The 16,390-nt window shown below is 67.1% G+C and carries 7 protein-coding genes, 1 tRNA gene and 1 other RNA gene; 2 read left to right on the top strand and 7 right to left on the bottom strand.

All coding sequences use genetic code 11. The features are described 5' to 3' along the window. Nucleotides 1-39: 39 nt before the first annotated feature. Both AC5P8J_RS07410 and AC5P8J_RS07405 read right to left on the bottom strand, forming a co-directional pair. Nucleotides 40-10,941, bottom strand: a complete 10,902-nt coding sequence (locus AC5P8J_RS07410; protein ID WP_495216739.1) for an autotransporter-associated beta strand repeat-containing protein — start codon at nucleotides 10,939-10,941, stop codon at nucleotides 40-42. Nucleotides 10,942-11,299: 358 nt separating this feature from the next. Beyond that, a complete protein-coding gene (locus tag AC5P8J_RS07405; RefSeq protein ID WP_005415486.1) occupies nucleotides 11,300-11,617 on the bottom strand; it encodes a DMT family transporter in 318 nt (105 codons plus the stop codon). A gap of 302 nt (nucleotides 11,618-11,919) precedes the next feature. On the opposite strand from AC5P8J_RS07405, the gene ffs reads away from it, so the two are divergent. After that, nucleotides 11,920-12,016, top strand: an RNA gene (ffs, locus tag AC5P8J_RS07400) — signal recognition particle sRNA small type. A 77-nt stretch (nucleotides 12,017-12,093) separates the two neighbouring features. Here ffs and AC5P8J_RS07395 read toward each other — a convergent pair. Genes AC5P8J_RS07395 through AC5P8J_RS07385 form a run of 3 tightly spaced genes read right to left on the bottom strand, consistent with a single transcriptional unit; the run spans nucleotide 12,094 to nucleotide 13,996 of the window. Beyond that, a complete protein-coding gene (locus AC5P8J_RS07395) occupies nucleotides 12,094-12,483 on the bottom strand; it encodes a nuclear transport factor 2 family protein (RefSeq protein ID WP_111097838.1) in 390 nt (129 codons plus the stop codon). Next, complete coding sequence (locus tag AC5P8J_RS07390) at nucleotides 12,480-13,247, bottom strand: MBL fold metallo-hydrolase (protein ID WP_495216738.1); 768 nt, start codon at nucleotides 13,245-13,247, stop codon at nucleotides 12,480-12,482. Before AC5P8J_RS07390 ends, AC5P8J_RS07395 begins: the two co-directional genes overlap by 4 nt. Continuing rightward, nucleotides 13,247-13,996, bottom strand: coding sequence for a 3-deoxy-D-manno-octulosonic acid kinase (locus AC5P8J_RS07385; protein WP_021204519.1), 750 nt, complete (start codon nucleotides 13,994-13,996; stop codon nucleotides 13,247-13,249). Before AC5P8J_RS07385 ends, AC5P8J_RS07390 begins: the two co-directional genes overlap by 1 nt. A gap of 20 nt (nucleotides 13,997-14,016) precedes the next feature. Between AC5P8J_RS07385 and AC5P8J_RS07380 the strand changes: the two genes are divergently transcribed. After that, the gene (locus tag AC5P8J_RS07380; protein ID WP_058980312.1) at nucleotides 14,017-15,063 is read left to right on the top strand and encodes a glycosyltransferase family 9 protein; all 1,047 of its coding nucleotides are present in this window, start codon (nucleotides 14,017-14,019) and stop codon (nucleotides 15,061-15,063) included. An 18-nt stretch (nucleotides 15,064-15,081) separates the two neighbouring features. Here AC5P8J_RS07380 and AC5P8J_RS07375 read toward each other — a convergent pair whose 3' ends face one another. Both AC5P8J_RS07375 and AC5P8J_RS07370 read right to left on the bottom strand, forming a co-directional pair. Next, nucleotides 15,082-15,486, bottom strand: a complete 405-nt coding sequence (locus tag AC5P8J_RS07375; RefSeq protein WP_019659518.1) for a DUF6165 family protein — start codon at nucleotides 15,484-15,486, stop codon at nucleotides 15,082-15,084. 715 nt (nucleotides 15,487-16,201) lie between these two features. Continuing rightward, a tRNA-Ser gene (locus AC5P8J_RS07370) sits at nucleotides 16,202-16,292 on the bottom strand. Nucleotides 16,293-16,390 lie beyond the last annotated feature (98 nt).

The raw sequence follows: 16,390 nt of genomic DNA, 5'->3' as shown, positions 1-16,390 counted from the left end.
GATCCACGCAAGCCTGGATCCAACATCGCCGCACTTCCCTCAGAAGCCCACGCGCAGGTTGATCTGCCCACCCACGTCGCGGCGGCCATCGCCATGCTGGCCCTGCACGAACATCGACAGCTGGCTGTTGCGGCCGAGGCCGACCGCCACGCCCAGCTGGCTGACCAGCGCATTGCGCGCCATCACCGCACTGTAGACATCGAAGGCATTGCCGCCCACCGCGAAGCGATTGCGGCTGGCCACATCGGTGTCACCCGAGGCGTGCTGCCAGCCGAGGCCGACCGTCAGCTGTGCCGGGAAGCGCTCGCCGCTGCCCACGTCCCAGCGCCCACGCACGCCCACGGTGCTGACATTGAGCGTGTCCTTGCCGCCTTCCAGCGCCAGCGCAGCAGTGCCGCCCTGCTCCACTGCGCGATCGCTGTCGACCCAGTGCTTGGTGAACTGCACGTACGGCTGCAGCTGGGTCCTGCCATGGGACCAGGTCCAGCTGCCCTCCACCTGCGCGATGGTCACATCCGAGTCCTGGCGGCTGTACAGGGTCTGGCCCAGCAGCGGCACCTCACGCGTGGTGCGCGTGCGGTAGTCGCCGCGCGATACGCTGCCACCGACCGCGAAACCGTTGTTCCACTGGCCCTGTGCATACAGGCCGAACGTGTGGCCACGCAGGCGGGCCCGCGAACTGCGATCGTACAGGCGCGTATCCAGCCGCTCGTTGCCTGCGGCCGCACCCAGCACCACGTGCTCGCCCAGCTGCCAGTCCACGCCCGCCATCAGCGCATTGCGGTTGGAGCGGATGTCATCGCCGTTGCCGTCACCGTCCTGGCGGAACACCTTGCCACTCCCGGCCAGCCAGGCCGAGGCTCGCTCACCACGCACGGTCGGCAGCTCACTGCCCAGGCGCTGGCGGATACCCTCCTCCAGGTAGTTGTCGTACAGCAGCACCGCGCGGCTGGCCGCATGCACTTCACCCGAAAGCTGGTCGAACGCCGCGCGCGCAGTGCCCGCGTCATACATCAGCAGGGTGTTGTACAGGCCCAGCGCCGGGCCGCTCTGCGGCAGGCTGTCCAGCGCTGCGGCAGTGTTGTACTGGTTGCGCGTCGTCGCTGCGGTGGTGAATGCTGCGGTCTGCGCCACGTCTATCTGCAGGTTGGCGGTGTTGGCGGTATAGACCGGCGTAATCGTCAGGAAGGCCGACGGCGAGGTTGCCGAAGCGAACTGCCCGCTCACGCCACCACCTGCATTGACCACCGTGTACTGCTGGCCCTGCTGGTAGCTGGTGCTCGGCGAAATGGTGTTCACCCGCACCGTGCTGCCACTCACGTTTGCACTACCGCCCACCTGCACCGTGTCGCTGCCGGTGGCACCCAGGTCGATGCCCAGCGTGCTGCCCGGCGACAGGGTCAGATTGCCGCCCACCGTAATGGTGCCGGCGCCATTGCCCGCACCGCCGCTGTTGCCTGGACCATTGCCCGGCGACAGCACGCCGCCGCTGGACACCGTCACGCCGCCACCCGTGCCACCGATGGTCCCGGTACCGGACAGCGTGGTACCGCTGCCGATGGTCCACTGGCCACCGATGTTGCCGGTGACATTCAGGCCACCGCCGGTGACCTGGCCGGTGCCGCTGAAGCCGCCGCTGTTGCCGCCCAGGTTCAGGCCGCCCGGGCCTGCCTGCACGATGCTGCCACCACCGCTGATGGTGCCGCCCAGCGTGGTGGTGCCGCCGGTGTTGATGACCAGGCCACCATTGTTGGTGATATTGCCGGTGATCGAGCCGCTGGCGCCGCCATTGCCGACCTGCACGGTGCCGCCGGCATTGATGGTGGTGCCGCCGGTGTAGGTGTTGTTGCCGGTCAGGACCACGGTGCCGGTGCCGGCCTGGGTCAGGCCACCGTTGCCGCTGATGGTGCCGCCCACCGTGGTGTTGCCGCCGACGTTGAACACCAGGCTGCCGTTGTTGGCAACGTTGCCGGTGATCGCACCGCTCGCGCCACCGTTGCCGACCTGCAGCGTGCCGCCGGTGTTGATGGTGGTCCCGCCGGTATAGGTGTTGTTACCGGTCAGGACCACGGTGCCGGTGCCGGCCTGGGTCAGGCCGCCGCTGCCGCTGATGGCACCGCCGACGGTGGTGTTGCCACCCACGTTGAACACCAGGCTGCCGTTGTTGACGACGCTGCCGCCGATGGCACCGGTCGCCCCGCCATTGCCGACCTGCAGGGTGCCACCGGCATTGATGGTGGTCTGGCCGGTATAGGTGTTGTTGCCGTTCAGGGTCAGCGTGCCGCTGCCGGCCTGGGTCAGGCCGCCACTGCCACTGATGGTGCCATTCAGCGTGGTATTGCCCGCCACATTGGAGAGCAGCGTGCCATTGTTGGTGACGTCGCCGACGATCGAGCCCGTCGCACCGCCGTTGCCCAGCTGCAGCGTACCGCCGGCGTTGATGGTGGTACCGCCGGTATAGGTGTTGGTACCGGTCAGCAGCAACGTCCCGCTGCCGGCCTGGGTCAGGCCGCCGCTGCCGCTGATGGTGCCACCCAGCGCGGTGTTGCCGCCCACGTTGGAGATCAACGCGCCATCGTTGGTGATGTCGCCAGCGATGGAGCCGGTTGCCCCGCCGTTGCCGACCTGCAGCGTGCCACCGGCATTGATGGTGGTGCCGCCGGTGTAGGTGTTGTTGCCAACCAGGGTCAACACGCCAGCGCCGGCCTGGATCAGCGTGCCACTGCCACTGATCGCGCCATCGACTGTGGTGTTGCCACCGACGTTGAACACCAGGCTGCCGTTGTTGGCAACGTTGCCGGTGATCGCGCCGGTCGCACCGCCATTGCCCACCTGCAGCGTGCCACCGGCATTGATGGTGGTGCCGCCGGTATAGGTGTTGTTGCCGGTCAGGGTCAGCGTGCCGCTGCCGGCCTGGGTCAGGCCACCGGCGCCGCTGATGGTGCCGCCCAGCGTGGTGTTGCCGGCCACGTTGGATACCAGCGCACCGTTGTTGGTGATGTCACCCACGATCGCGCCGGTTGCACCGCCGTTGCCCACCTGCAATGTGCCACCGGCATTGATGGTGGTACCGCCTGTGTAGGTGTTGTTGCCGGTCAGCACCAGCGTACCGCTGCCGGCCTGGGTCAGGCTGCCACTGCCGCTGACCACACCGCCCACGGTTGCCGTGGTGCCGAGGTTGTAGACCAGGCTGCCGTCGTTGGTGATGTCGCCCAGCACCGAGCCGGTGCTGCCACCGTTGCCGATCTGCAGCGTGCTGCCACCGTTGATGGTGGTGCCACCGGTGTAGGTGTTGTCACCGCTCAGGGTCAGCGTGCCGGTACCACTCTGCACCAGGCCACCGGTGCCGCCGATCACGCCGGCGAACGTGGTGCTGGCGTTGTTGCCGCCAGTGGTCAGCGTTGCACCGCCCAGCGCCACCGTACTGCCGGTAACACCGGCCAGGCCACCGATGCTCTGGTTGCCACCGGCACTGATGTCCAGCGTACCGGTGCCGGCCAGGTTCACCGTGCTGGCGTCGGACAGGCTGCCGCCCGCGCCCACCGCCAGCGTGCCGCTGTTGATGGTGGTGGTGCCGGTGTAGCTGCTGGCGCCGGCCAGGGTCAGCGTGGCCGCACCGTCCTTGGTCAGGCCGCCTGCACCGGAGACCGCACCGGCCAGCGTCAGGTCGTTGTTGCCCAGCACATCAAGCGTGGCACCGGCGCCGAGTGCAACGTTGTTGGCCAGGGTCACCGCCGCGTTGGCATCCAGCGAACCGTTCCCGGCCACGTTCAACGCACCCGTACCGAGCGCGGCATTGTTGCCGACCACCAGCCCGCCGGCATTGAGGGTGACGCCGCCGCTGAAGGTGTTCGCACCGCCCAGCGTCTGCACGCCAGCGCCGTCCTTGATCAGCGCTCCCGTGCCGCCGATGGTGCCGTCGAACGTGGTGTTGCCGACGCCGCCGAGAGTCAGCGTGTTGCCACCCAGCGCCACACTCGAACCCGCCACGCCCGCCAGCGAGCCGATGCTCTGGTTGCCGCCTGCCGAGATATCGAACGCGGTACCCGCATTGGCGAGGGTGACCGCACCGGTCGCCGCCAGGCTGCCACCGGCACCGATCGCCAGCGTGCCGGCATTGATGGTGGTGCCGCCGGTGAAGGTGTTGGTACCGGTCAGGGTTTCGGTGCCGGTGCCTTCCTTGATCAGGCCGCCGGTGCCGGCAATCGAACCACCGAACGTGCCGTTGCTGGCATCGCCGATGGTCAGCGTGTTCGCGCCCAGATTCACCGTACCGTTGCCGATCAGCGTGCCGAACACCTGCGTACCCGCACCGGCCGACAGATCCAAGGTCGCGCCGGTGGCCAGGTTGACGGTGCCACTGGCAAGCAGGCTCGCGCCCGCGCCCAGCGCCAGCGTACCGGCGTTGATGTTGGTGCCACCGGAATAGGTGTTGGTGCCGTTCAAGGTTAGTGTGGCCAGGCCCTCCTTGGTGAGGAACCCGGTGCCGCTGAGATTGCCGTTGAGTGTCAGATCGTTGCTGCCCAGCACGGTCAGGCCGGCATTGAGAACGAAGTTGTTGCCCAGCGTGATCGCGCTGTTGGAATCGAGCGAGGCATTGCCACCCACGGTCACCGTACCCGTGCCAAGCGCGGAATTGTTGCCGACCACCAGGCCACCGGCGTTGAGCGTGACGCCACCGCTGAAGGCATTGGCACCATTCAGCGTCTGCACGCCGGCGCCGTTCTTGATCAGGCCGCCACTGCCGCTGATCACGCCGTTGTAGGTGCTGTCGGCGACGCCGCCGAGGGTCAGCGTGTTGCCGCCCAGCGCCACTGTGCTGCCGGCCACGCCGGCCAGCGAACCAATGCTCTGGCTGCCACCGCCGGAGATGTCCAGCGTGCCGGCACCGGCCAGATTCACCGCGCCGGTGGACGCCAGGCTGCCTCCGGCACCGATGGCCAGCGTGCCGTTGTTGATGGTGGTGCCGCCGGAATAGGTGTTGGCACCGGTCAGGGTCACCGTGGCTGCGCCGTCCTTCACCAGACCACCGGCACCGCTGATGATGCCGTCCAGGGTCAGCCCATTGCTGCCGAGCAGGGTGAGGTTGTTGCCGGCAGAGAGGTTGATGGCGTTGCCGAGGGTGACTGCCAGGCTGCTGTCCAGCGTCGCGTCGGCCCCCACGTCCAGCGCCCCCGTACCCAGCGCGCTGTTGTTGCCGACCACCAGGCCTCCACCGTTCAAGGCCAGACCACCACTGAACAGGTTGGCGCCGCCCAGGGTGAGGATACCCACGCCGTTCTTGACCAGCGCACCGGTGCCGGAAATCGAACCGTCGAAGGTGCTGCTGTCGGCGCCGCCGAGGATCAGCGAGTTGGCGCCGAGGCTGACCAGGGAGCCGGTCACGCCAGACAGTGAACCAATCGTCTGGTTGGCACCGGAACCCGAAATGTCGAAGCCCGCGCCGGCGGCGGCGACGTTCACCGCTCCGGACGAGGACAGACTGCCGCCGAGACCGATCGCCAGCGTGCCGGCGTTGATGGTGGTGCCGCCGGTGTAGGTATTGGTGCCGGTCAGTGTCTCGATACCGCTACCGACCTTGGTCAGGCTACCGGTGCCGGCGATCGAACCGCTGAAGGTGCCGTTGGCGGCGCTGCCCACTTCGATGTTGTTGGCGCCCAGGTTGACCGTGCCGTTGCCAACCAGCGTGCCGAACACCTGCGTGCCGTTGCCGGCCGACAGGTCCAGCGTGGCGCCGGTGGCGAGATTGACGGTGCCGCTTGCGGCCAGGCTGGCCCCGGCGCCGAGTGCCAGCGTGCCGGCGTTGACGTTGGTACCGCCGGTGTAGGTGTTGGCGCCGTTCAAGGTCAGCATCGCAGTGCCGTTCTTGGTCAGGCTGCCGGCACCGGAGAGCACACCGTTGAGGGTAAGCGCGCTGGTGCCCAGCACCGTCAGCCCGGCGTTGAGCACCACGTTGTTGGCCAGCGTCGCCAGCGCGGTGGTATCCAGCGTGGTCGCCCCACCGACGGTGAGCACGCCGGTACCCAGCGCGGCATCATTGCCGAGCACCAGGCCGCCGGCATCGAGCGAGACGCCGCCGCCGAAGGTATTGGCACCGGACAGGGTCTGCACCCCGGCGCCGACCTTCACCAGCCCGCCACCACCACTGATCACGCCATCGAAGGCCCCGTTGGTCGCGGTGCCGAATGTCAGCGAATTGCCCCCCAGCGCCAGTGTGGTTCCGAGCACGCCGTTGAGCGCACCGATGGTCTGGTTGCCGGTCGCGCCGGAGATATCGAAGCCCGCGCCGGCATTACCGAGCGTGAGGTCGCCAGCGGCAGCCAGACTGCCCCCCACGCCCAGCGCCAGCGTGCCGGCGTTGATGGTGGTGCCACCGCTGTAAGTGTTGGCGCCGTCCAGTGTCAGCGTGGCGGTGCCGTTCTTGATCAGGCTGCCATTGCCGGACACGATGCCGCCCAGGGTCAGCGCATTGCTGCCCGCTACGGTCAGCGCCACGCCCGAGCCAAGGTTCACCGCGTTGCCCAGCGTCACCGCGGTGCCGGCATCCAGCGAAGCACTGTTGTTCACCGCCAGCGTGCCGGAACCCAGCGCCCCGTTGGCGCCCACCACCAGGCTGCCGCCGTTCAAGGTCAGGCCGCCATCGAACGTGTTGGTGTTGTTGAGCGTCAGCAGACCCGTACCGTTCTTGACCAGGCTGCCGTTGCCAGCCACCACGCCGCCGAGGGTGACATCATTGGTGCCGCCCAGCGTCAGTTGCGTACCGGCACCAAAGTTCACCGCGTTGGCCAGGTTCAGCGCCACGGTACTGTCCAGCGTGGTGGTGCCACCGATGCCCAGCGGACCCGTGCCGAGCGCACTGGCGTCGCCGAGAATCAGGCCGCCCGCGTTGAGCGCAAGGCCACCGCTGAACGTGTTGGCGCCGGACAGCGTCTGCACGCTCGTACCGGTCTTGATCAGGCCACCGGTACCGTCGATCACGCCGGCAAAACTGCCATCGGCGGCACCGCCGAAGGTGAGTGACTGCGCGCCAAGCAGCAGCTGGCTGCCTGCCACGCCGTTCAGTGCGCCGATGGTCTGCGCTGCACCCGCTGCGGAGATGTCCAGTGCCGCACCGGCGCCCGCAAGATCCACTGCACCGGTTGCGGCAAGACTGCCGCCCGCTCCCAGCGCCAGCGTGCCTGCGTTGATGGTCGTGCCACCGTTGTAGGTATTGGCGCCAGACAACGTCAGCCGCGCCGTACCGTCCTTGATCAGCCCGCCAACACCGAATACCGGGCCGGCGAGCGTCAGGTCATTGCTGCCCAGCACCGTGAGGTTGGCGCCGGCGGCGAGGCCTATGTTGTTGGTCACGGTGAGCGCCGATGCTGCATCCAGCGAAGCGTTGCCGCCCACGTCCAGCTGGCCGGTACCCAATGCCTGCGCATTGCCCAGCTGCAGCAGGCCCGCGTTGAGGCCAACACCCCCGCTGAAGGTGTTGGCTCCGTTCAACGCCAGTGTCGCCGCACCGTTCTTGACCAGGCCGCCAGTGCCGCTGATGACACCGCCCAGCGACACGTCCTGGCTGCCCAGCAGATCCAGCACCGCGCCTGCACCGAGGTTGACGTCGTTGGCGAGATTCAGGGCCACCGAACTGTCCAGCGTGGTATCGGCCCCCACCGACAATGCACCGGTGCCCAGCGCGCCGGCATTGCCCAGCAGCAGGCCGCCGCCGTTGACGGTCAGCCCCCCACCGAAGCTGTTGGCGCCATTGAGGGTCAAGGTGGTGGCACCGTTCTTCACCAGCCTGCCCGCACCGGACACCACCCCACCCAGCGTGATCGCCTGCGAACCCGGCAGCGACAACGCGGCGCCTGCACCCAGTGCCACGTTGTTGCTCAGGTTCAGCGGCGCACTGCCGTCGAGCGAGACGTTGCCACCGATGCCCAGTGTCCCCGTACCGAGCGCGCCGCTGTTGCCCAGCAGCAGGCTGCCCGCGTTTGCGTTCAGTCCACCGCTGAAGGTGTTGGTACCGTTCAAGGTCAGTGTCGAGGCGCCGTTCTTGACCAGGCTGCCGGTGCCCGTGATGTTGCCGGCCAGGGCCAGGTTCTGGCTACCCGGCAGGGTCAGGGCCGCGCCGAGGTTGATCGCACTGCCCAGGTTCAACGCTGCCGTGGCATCCAGCGACCCGTTGCCACTGACCGTCAGCGCGCCGCTTCCCAGCGCACCGGCGTTGCCCAGCACCAGCCCACCGGCCGCAAGATTCACCCCACCGCTGAAGGTATTGGCACCGGTCAGCGTCTGCACGCCGGTACCCTGCTTGATCAGCCCACCGGTGCCGCCGATCACGCCGGCGAAGGTCTGGTTGGTGGCATCACCGAAGGTGAGCGTGCTGCTGCCCAGCGTCACCGTGCTGCCGGCAATACCGGACAGCGCGCCGATGGTCTGGTTGCCGCCGAGCGAGATGTCCAGGTCCGCGCCAACGCCGGTCAGGCTGACCGCACCGCCGGCGGCCAGGCTTCCGCCGCTGCCCACCGCAACCTTGCCGGCATTGATCGCCAGGCCGCCGATGAAGGTATTTGCGCCACCCAGCGTAAGCGTGGCCGCACCGTTCTTGACCAGGCTGCCGGTGCCACCGATGGCGCCGCCCAGCGTCAATGCATTGCTGCCCAGTACATTCAGCAGGCCACCTGCGCCGAGGTTGATGCCGTTGCCCACGCTCAGCGCCGCGCTGGCATCGAGCGTTGTCGGACCGCCGACATTCAGCGCGCCGGTTCCGAGCGCGCCGGCATTGCCCAGGACCAAGCCACCGGCATTGAGCGCCAGCCCACCACCAAAGGTATTTGCACCGTTGAGCGTCAGCGTGGTCGCACCACTCTTGACCAGGCTGCCGGTGCCACCGATCACGCCGTTGAACGTCAACGCCTGGTTGCCGAGCAGATTGAGGCTGGCACCCGAACCGAGGTTGACCGCGTTGCCCAGTGCAAGCGCCCCCGTGGTTCCATCGAGCGTCACGTCGCCGCCGACACTGAGCGCACCGCTGCCCAGCGCAGCAGCATTGCCCAGCAGCAGGCCGCCGCCGTTGAGTGCCACGCCGCCACTGAGGTTGTTCACGCCCGACAAGGTCTGCACGCCGGTGCCCAGCTTGACCAGGCCACCCGTGCCTGCGGCGAACGTGCCGCTGTAGCTGGTATCGCCCAGCCCCGCGAGGGTGAGCGTGTGGCTGCCTAGGTTGACCGAACCGCCGAGGCCCGCCAGCGAACCGATGGTCTGGTTGGCGGCCGCCGAAAGATCCAGGCTGGTGCCGACGCCCAGCGTGATCGCGCCGGTGGGCGACAGGCTACCGCCCGCGCCCAAGGCCAACGCGCCCCCGGCCAGGTTGAAGCTGCCGCTCAGCGAATTGGCACCGTTCAGGGTCAGCGTGCCCGCACCGTTCTTGGTCACGTTGCCGGCACCGGAAATCGAGCCACTCAATGTCAGCGCATTGCTGCCCAGCAGGTTCAGCGAGCCCCCGCCATTGACCACCAGGTTGTTGCCCAGGTTGAAGCCCGCCGTCGTGTCCAGCGAGGCGCTGCCACCGACGGTCAGATTGCCGCTGCCGAGTGCACCGGCATTGCCCAGCAGCAGGCCGCCGGCATTGAGGTTGACGCCACCGGAGAACAGGTTTGCGCCGCCGAGAGTAACGATGCCGGTGTTGTTGACCGTCAGTCCGCCAGCACCTGAAAGCACGCCATTCAAGCCGAACGCATTGGTCCCGGCCAGGGATAGATTGCCGCCGAGGCTGAAAGCGTTGGCCAGATTCAGACCGGCCGTGGAGGATGCGATGGCACCGCCGTTGGCGGTGAACAGCCCTGTGCCGAAGGAACCGGCATTGTTGAAATTGACCAAGCCATCATTGAGCGTGGTCGCACCTGCACCCGCCCACGCACCCTGCAGGTTCCAGGTGCCGCTGTTGACGGTGAGCTTCTGGAAATTGAGGTACTGGTTCCAGCCCAGCGTGGTCACCGCTCCGCCGGTGCCGGCCCCCGGACCGCTGACGACGTTCTGCAACACCAGCGTGTTGTTGGCCGCACCACTGCCGGTGCCGGCGTCGACCGATCCCGCAGCCGCAACCTTCACCCCGGTGACACCGGTAATCACGCCTGCAAGAGCGCTGCCGCCGCCGCTCACAACGCTGGAACCCGACACTGCGGTGAAGGTGTTGCCGCCGGTTGAATCACCCAGGTGAACGCTGCCACTGACCGCCCCCGCATTGAGGAACGTATTACCGCCAGAAGCACCCAGACCGACACGCCCGTCGATGGTGCCGGTGTTGGTCACATTGGCTGCCGCACCACCGTACGTCACCACGGTAGTCGCGTCGGAAACGCTGCCTGCGCCGATCAACGACGTGCTGATCAGGCCGGCGTTGTTGATGGTGGTGGTGCCGTTGACATTCTGTGCCACCAGCGCCTGTCCACCGAAGCCCAGCAGCGTTGCGATGTTGACGACACCCTTGATCTGTCCGCTGGCATTGTTGTTGACGACGATCGCGCTGTTGTTGGCAGAAGCATTGCCGATGACCAGGCCGGGCGAGGCGAGGATGATCGAGCTCGGATCGATCGTGCCATTGTTGTTGACCGTCACGTTGTCGCCGGTCAGCGTTGCTGCGTTGCCGCCACCTACGATCGGCGGCGTACGCAGCAATGCACCCGCGTCGATGTTCAGCGTGAGGCCGTTGGTCGCGTTGGAGTAGTTGTTGATGTTGGTGCTGCTGTCGCAGTTTACGGTTGTGGTGCCCGTGCACGCTGCGAATGCCGGTCCGCTGGCCAGTGCGGCGGCCAAAGCCGCCGCCAGCTGGTGCGCCCGCAATCGCGGCACCCGCCCTGCGCTGACCGCGCTTCCGCCGGGATTGCCGGCGATCTCCGAAGCAACCTGCATTACCCCAAGGGCACGATTGAAAACCAGACGGTAAATGCGGTTCATCGGTAAATCTCCATGAAAAGACCGGATGGCACAGCTGGCAGGTTTTTTGGAGACAATGCGGCCCACCCCGGCTCCCGATGCGGGAACAAGGTTCGAGGGCATTAACTCCTGAAAATCTTCACATCTTCACGCGGTCGCACCCGGTGACAGGTACGACAGCGTGTCCCTCAAGGCGAAAACTCCCCGGTTTCGCCCGACGAATGGCGGCACTGTGCGACCGGCGGTGCCAGCGGCATGTGAATCACGCTCGTTATTTTCATGACGTACGTCAAATAAAACGGGCGGACAAAATGGTCTTGCCGAAAATGCATATACCTGCCGAAAGCGGAGATTCCCTTCCCCGCCTTAAGTAAATCATTCAGCTGCTGGAGAGTTTCATCAGCACCAGTCCGGAAACGATCAGCACCGCTGCACCGATCCGCATCGGGCTGACCTGCTCGCCCAGGAACACGATGCCGACCACGAATGCACCAACCGCGCCGATGCCGGTCCAGATTGTGTAGGCAGTGCCCAGCGGCAGGCTGCGCATGGCTACTGCGAGCAGCCAGAAGCTGGCGATCATGCCGATGATCGTGACCACGGTGGGGGTGAGCCTGGTGAAGCCTTCGGACTGCTTCATGGACACGGCCCAGACGATTTCCAGCAGGCCGGCGAACAACAGATAGATCCAGGCCATGACAGCCCTCCTCTTGGTAGGGCCAGGCCGTCCTGGTCAGTGGTTCCCGATGTGGGGGAGGCCGTTCCTCCTGGCCGGCATTGTAGCAACGCCGGTCGCGCCGGGCCCTTGCCAGCAGACGCGGGTTACAGCCGATTCAGTGCACGAAGCTGGCGTCGATGTACCTGCCTGCGCTATAGTTGCCGTCTGCCATCGGTCAGCCGATGTGCAGTCCGGCTGTGGTCTCCGGCGCGTCGCGCGCTGCTTCCCCTGATCGGTGAACACCGGCCGCCCCTTGGGCGGCCAACGTCTCTATGGTGGCCCCGTCGGCCCCTCGCGACGCTAGGTCGAAAATCCCGCCAGGGCCGGAAGGCAGCAACGGTATCGATCGACGCGGGCGCCGAGGTCAGCCGGCGGGGCCATCGCCTTTTCGGGCGCCCCACGGCCCTGGTAGCCGCCAATCTTGATTGGCGCCCCTCGCCGGGCATGGCCCACCGCTACCGGGCCTGCGGCGTTCCCTGATGGAACACCACGCGCCACCCCTGCGCATGCCGACGCCACAGCGAACTGCGCAGTACCCAGCGTTGCGCCTGGCCATCGACGTGATGGCGGCTGCGGTAGCGCACCTGGGCCAGGCCCCGGGCCAGCAACCACACGGCGTACTGTTCCGATTCAATCAGCACCTGCGCGCGCTCCAACGGGATCTCCAGCAACGCGGCATCACGACCGTAGCATTGTCCGGAACTGCCGATCTCGCTGAAATCCTCGTCCAGCAGGGCCGAAAGGGCCTGGCGGTCACCCCGCACCTGCGGCGCATGCAGCGCGCGTTCCAGCGCCTCCAGTTCGGCGGCCAACGCTGCGTCCGCAGGCTGGCCCACGTCGATCACGCCGGATCCTGCGCCAGTACGTGCGGCGCGGTCGGGCTGGCCAGGGGCACGCACTGCCCCGGCTGCGCAACACGGTGCCCCCGCGCCGCCAGCGCCTGGCCATCGGCCACGCTGGCATAGTGGTAAAGCATCATCCGCGCCCGCAGCTCGGCGCTGTACTCACGCTCCAGATCGTCCACGCCGGTGTGCGACGGATTGCCGTGCAGGCCGCAGTCGTGGGCGATCAGCTCGTTGTCATTGGCGAAGCGGGCCAGCATCTCCGGAATCGGCCGGGTATCGCCGCTCCAGGTCAGCGCGCCCTGCAGGCGCAGGCCATAGGCCGTCTCCGGCCAGTGGTGGCGCACTGGGAACACCTCCAGGCGCACTCCCTCGTGCCAGAACGCATCGCCCACCACGATCAGCTGGAAGGCATCCCAGAAGTTCGCACCGCCCTCGGCCAGCACGTTCGGATAGTCACCGATGCGCTGGTGCAGCAGCGGCACCACCGTGGCCGGCACATACAGGCGCAACTTGCCGCGCCGCTGCGCATTGAAGAAGGTGTCCACGAACAGCCGTTCGAAGCCTGCCACGTGGTCAAGGTGCACATGGGTCACGAACAACGCCTGCGGCATGTGGCCGTAGTGCGCCTTGAACGCGGTCAGCCCTTCACCACCACAATCAATGGTCAGCCACGGACGCCCATCCCGCTCGATCACCGACATCGGCGACCCCAGCTCGACCGCCGACGCATTGCCGACGCCGAGGAAACGCAACGACCAATCCATCAGGTGCCCCGGTTCCAGGCCATGTCATAGGCACGGCGCAGCCGCGCGTAGTCCTTCTGCACATCTTCCACGCTGCGCTCGCCGCGCAACTTGATCAGCGAGCGCAGCAGGCGCTTGAGGTTGCGTTCGCGCCAGGCAGTGGCCGGGATGCGGATCACGCCACGGTCGAAGTCGATCAGCCAGCCATGGCCGTTGCCATCGAACAGGATGTTGTGCGCGTTGAGGTCGGCATGGTCCAGGCCGGCACGATGGAAGCGGGCGATCAGCCGCCCCGTCTCCTCCCAGGGCGCGCCCCGGCCGGCGACCAGGGCGCGGTCGGCCAGCGAGCGCACGCCCTCGATCCGCTCCATCAGGATCGCGGCCCGGTAGCGCAGGCCCTCGCGCATGTAGAACGCGGCGATCGGCCGTGGCACCGGCAGCTTCTTCTCGCGCAGCGCGCGCATCAGCCGGAATTCGGCGAAGCTGCGGGTCCGGTCCGAACCGCGCCACAGGTACTGGTCGTGGCTGAGCTTCGCGGCCAGGCCGCCCCGCAGGTAGTGCCGCAGCACGCTGGCCCCGAACGGCGCATCGACGAACCAGGCGCTGCCGCGGCCGCCCTCGCCCACCGGCCGGGCCCTGCTGCCCCAGTGCTGGGGCGAGAACAGGCCGATGTCGGCTTGCCGCAGCCGCTCGCGGTCGAACAGAATGGCCCCGATGCCGCGACCCTCGCGGCATGGCGTCAGCGCTTCATTGGCGTCGAATGCGACCATTTCATTGAGTCTAACAACACATGGCATCAGCGTCCTCCTCCTTGTGCCTCCTGCGCCTGTCCGCACTCGGCGACGTCACCCACGTGGTGCCCCTGGTGCGCACCCTGCAGGCTGCGCGCCCGGACACGCCGATCCACTGGATCATCGACAAGGTTGGCCACAAGCTGCTTGACGGCCTGCCCGGTGTCACCTTCCATGCCTACGACAAGAAGAGCGGCATGGCTGGGGTCAAGGAACTGCGCAGGCAACTGCCACCGGGGCGCTTCGAGGCGCTTCTGCAGATGCAGGTCGCATTCCGCGCCAACCTGCTGTCAGCCTTCATTCCGGCCGAACGCCGCATCGGCTACGACCGCAGCCGCTCCAAGGACCTGCACGGGCTCTTCATCAACGAGCGCATTCCTGACCGCCCCGGCATCCATGTACTGGATGCCATCGGCAGCTTCTGCGAACCGCTGGGCCTGCGCCAGACCGAAGTCAGCTGGGATCTGGCCGTGCCGCCCTCCGCCTTCGAGTGGGCCGCCGCGCAGTGGCAGGACGATGGTCGCCCGGTGCTGATGATCTCGCCCTGCTCCAGCCACGTGCGGCGCAACTGGTATGCGGACCGCTATGCAGCGGTGGCCAACCACGCCGCACAGCGCGGTTGGCGGGTGGTGCTGTGCGGTGGCCGCAGCGAACTGGAGCGCCACATGGCCGATGCGATCCAGGCGCAGCTGCAGACGCCGGCACTGGACCTGGTCGGCAAGGACACGTTGAAGCAGCTGCCTGCCCTGCTGGCCCGCGCCAATCTGGTGATGACCCCGGACTCGGGCCCGATGCACATCGCCAACGCGATGGGCGCCAAAGTGCTGGGCCTGCATGCAGCCAGCAATCCGGACCGCAGTGGCCCGTACTCGGACCGCCGCTACTGCGTGGACCGCTACGATGATGCCGCGCGCAAGTACCTGGCCAAGCAGGCGGCGGACCTGAAGTGGGGCACCAAGATCGAATTCGACGATGTGATGGAACTGATCACCGTGGAAGACGGTATCGCTGCGTTCGAACGCTACGTCGCCGACCACCTGGGGTGATCGGCAGCCTGCCCGGGTTTACGTGCGCTGCGCGTAATCCTGGTAGGACTTCTCTTCCACGTACGCCGAGCCCAGCGCCAGGTTGATCGCCTTCTTGATGCGCGCGCGCTCGTCGTTGCGCAGGTAGACACTGCGCGCCAGGTCGATGAAGCCCTGGTCGAACGCCTGCACCTTCTCCTTCAGGCGGATGTCGTCCTCGATGTCCCACAGCTGCTCGTTGACCGCCTTCAGCTCGGCACGCAGCTTGGCGATGTCCTTCACCGCGGCCGGGTGTGCCATCCAGGTCTGCTCCAGCGCCGACAGCTCCTTGCGCACATTGGCCAGCTTGCCCTCGTCGCTGATGCGCTCGGACTTGATCTGCAGGATCGAGATCTTGTCCAGCAGCTCGCCGAAGGAAACGGGGACGAGGATTTCAGCGGTCATCGGGAAAAGCTCCAGCAGGTGATGCGTACATGTTAACCCGCAGCGTCCGCACGGATATCCCGGGTAGATCCACGCCATGCGTGGATGAGCCTGCCAGCAGGAACAGCATCCACGCACCGCGCGGATCTCCCGTGATCCATCTGGAGGAACAAGCCCCTCTGTTGAGGGGCTGCCCCGACAGGGGCGGGGAGAGCCCGGCAAAGGGAGGGGCCCACGCGTTGCGCAGCAACGTGTGGGGCGACGCGCAGAGCGCGTCGCGTCCCGCGCCAGATCAGTACAGGGTCACTACGGCGGGATGCCCGCCGCGCATCCACGCACCGCGCGGATCTCCCGTGATGCATCTGGAGGACCAAGCCCCTCTGTTGAGGGGCTGCCCCGACAGGGGCAGGGAGAGGCCGGCAAAGGGAGGGGCCCAAACGTTGCGCAGCAACGTTTGGGGCGACGCGCAGAGCGCGTCGCGTCCCGCGCCAGATCAGTACAGGGTCACTACGGCGGGATGCCCGCCGCGCATCCAGGCACCGCGCGGATCTCCCGTGATGCATCTGGAGGAACAAGCCCCTCTGTTGAGGGGCTGCCCCGACAGGGGCGGGGAGAGGCCGGCAAAGGGAGGGGCCCACGCGTTGCGCAGCAACGTGTGGGGCGACGCGCAGAGCGCGTCGCGTCCCGCGCCAGATAAAGAAAAAGGGCTGCCTTTCGGCAGCCCTTTTTCTTTATCTGGCGGAGAGGGGGGGATTCGAACCCCCGAGGCGCTATAAACGCCTGCCTGATTTCGAGTCAGGTACATTCAACCACTCTGCCACCTCTCCGGGTGGTCCCCGGCGGACCGGGGACGCGCATCATACGAGGAAGTGAGGCCGACGACAAGTCATTCCGGCCCATGAAGTGAAAATTTCCTGGGCGCATG

The organism is Stenotrophomonas sp. YJH_SMC_37, assembly GCF_059370035.1.
Note: the sequence above shows the minus strand (reverse complement) of the source record. Positions and strands in the feature narration are given on the sequence as shown.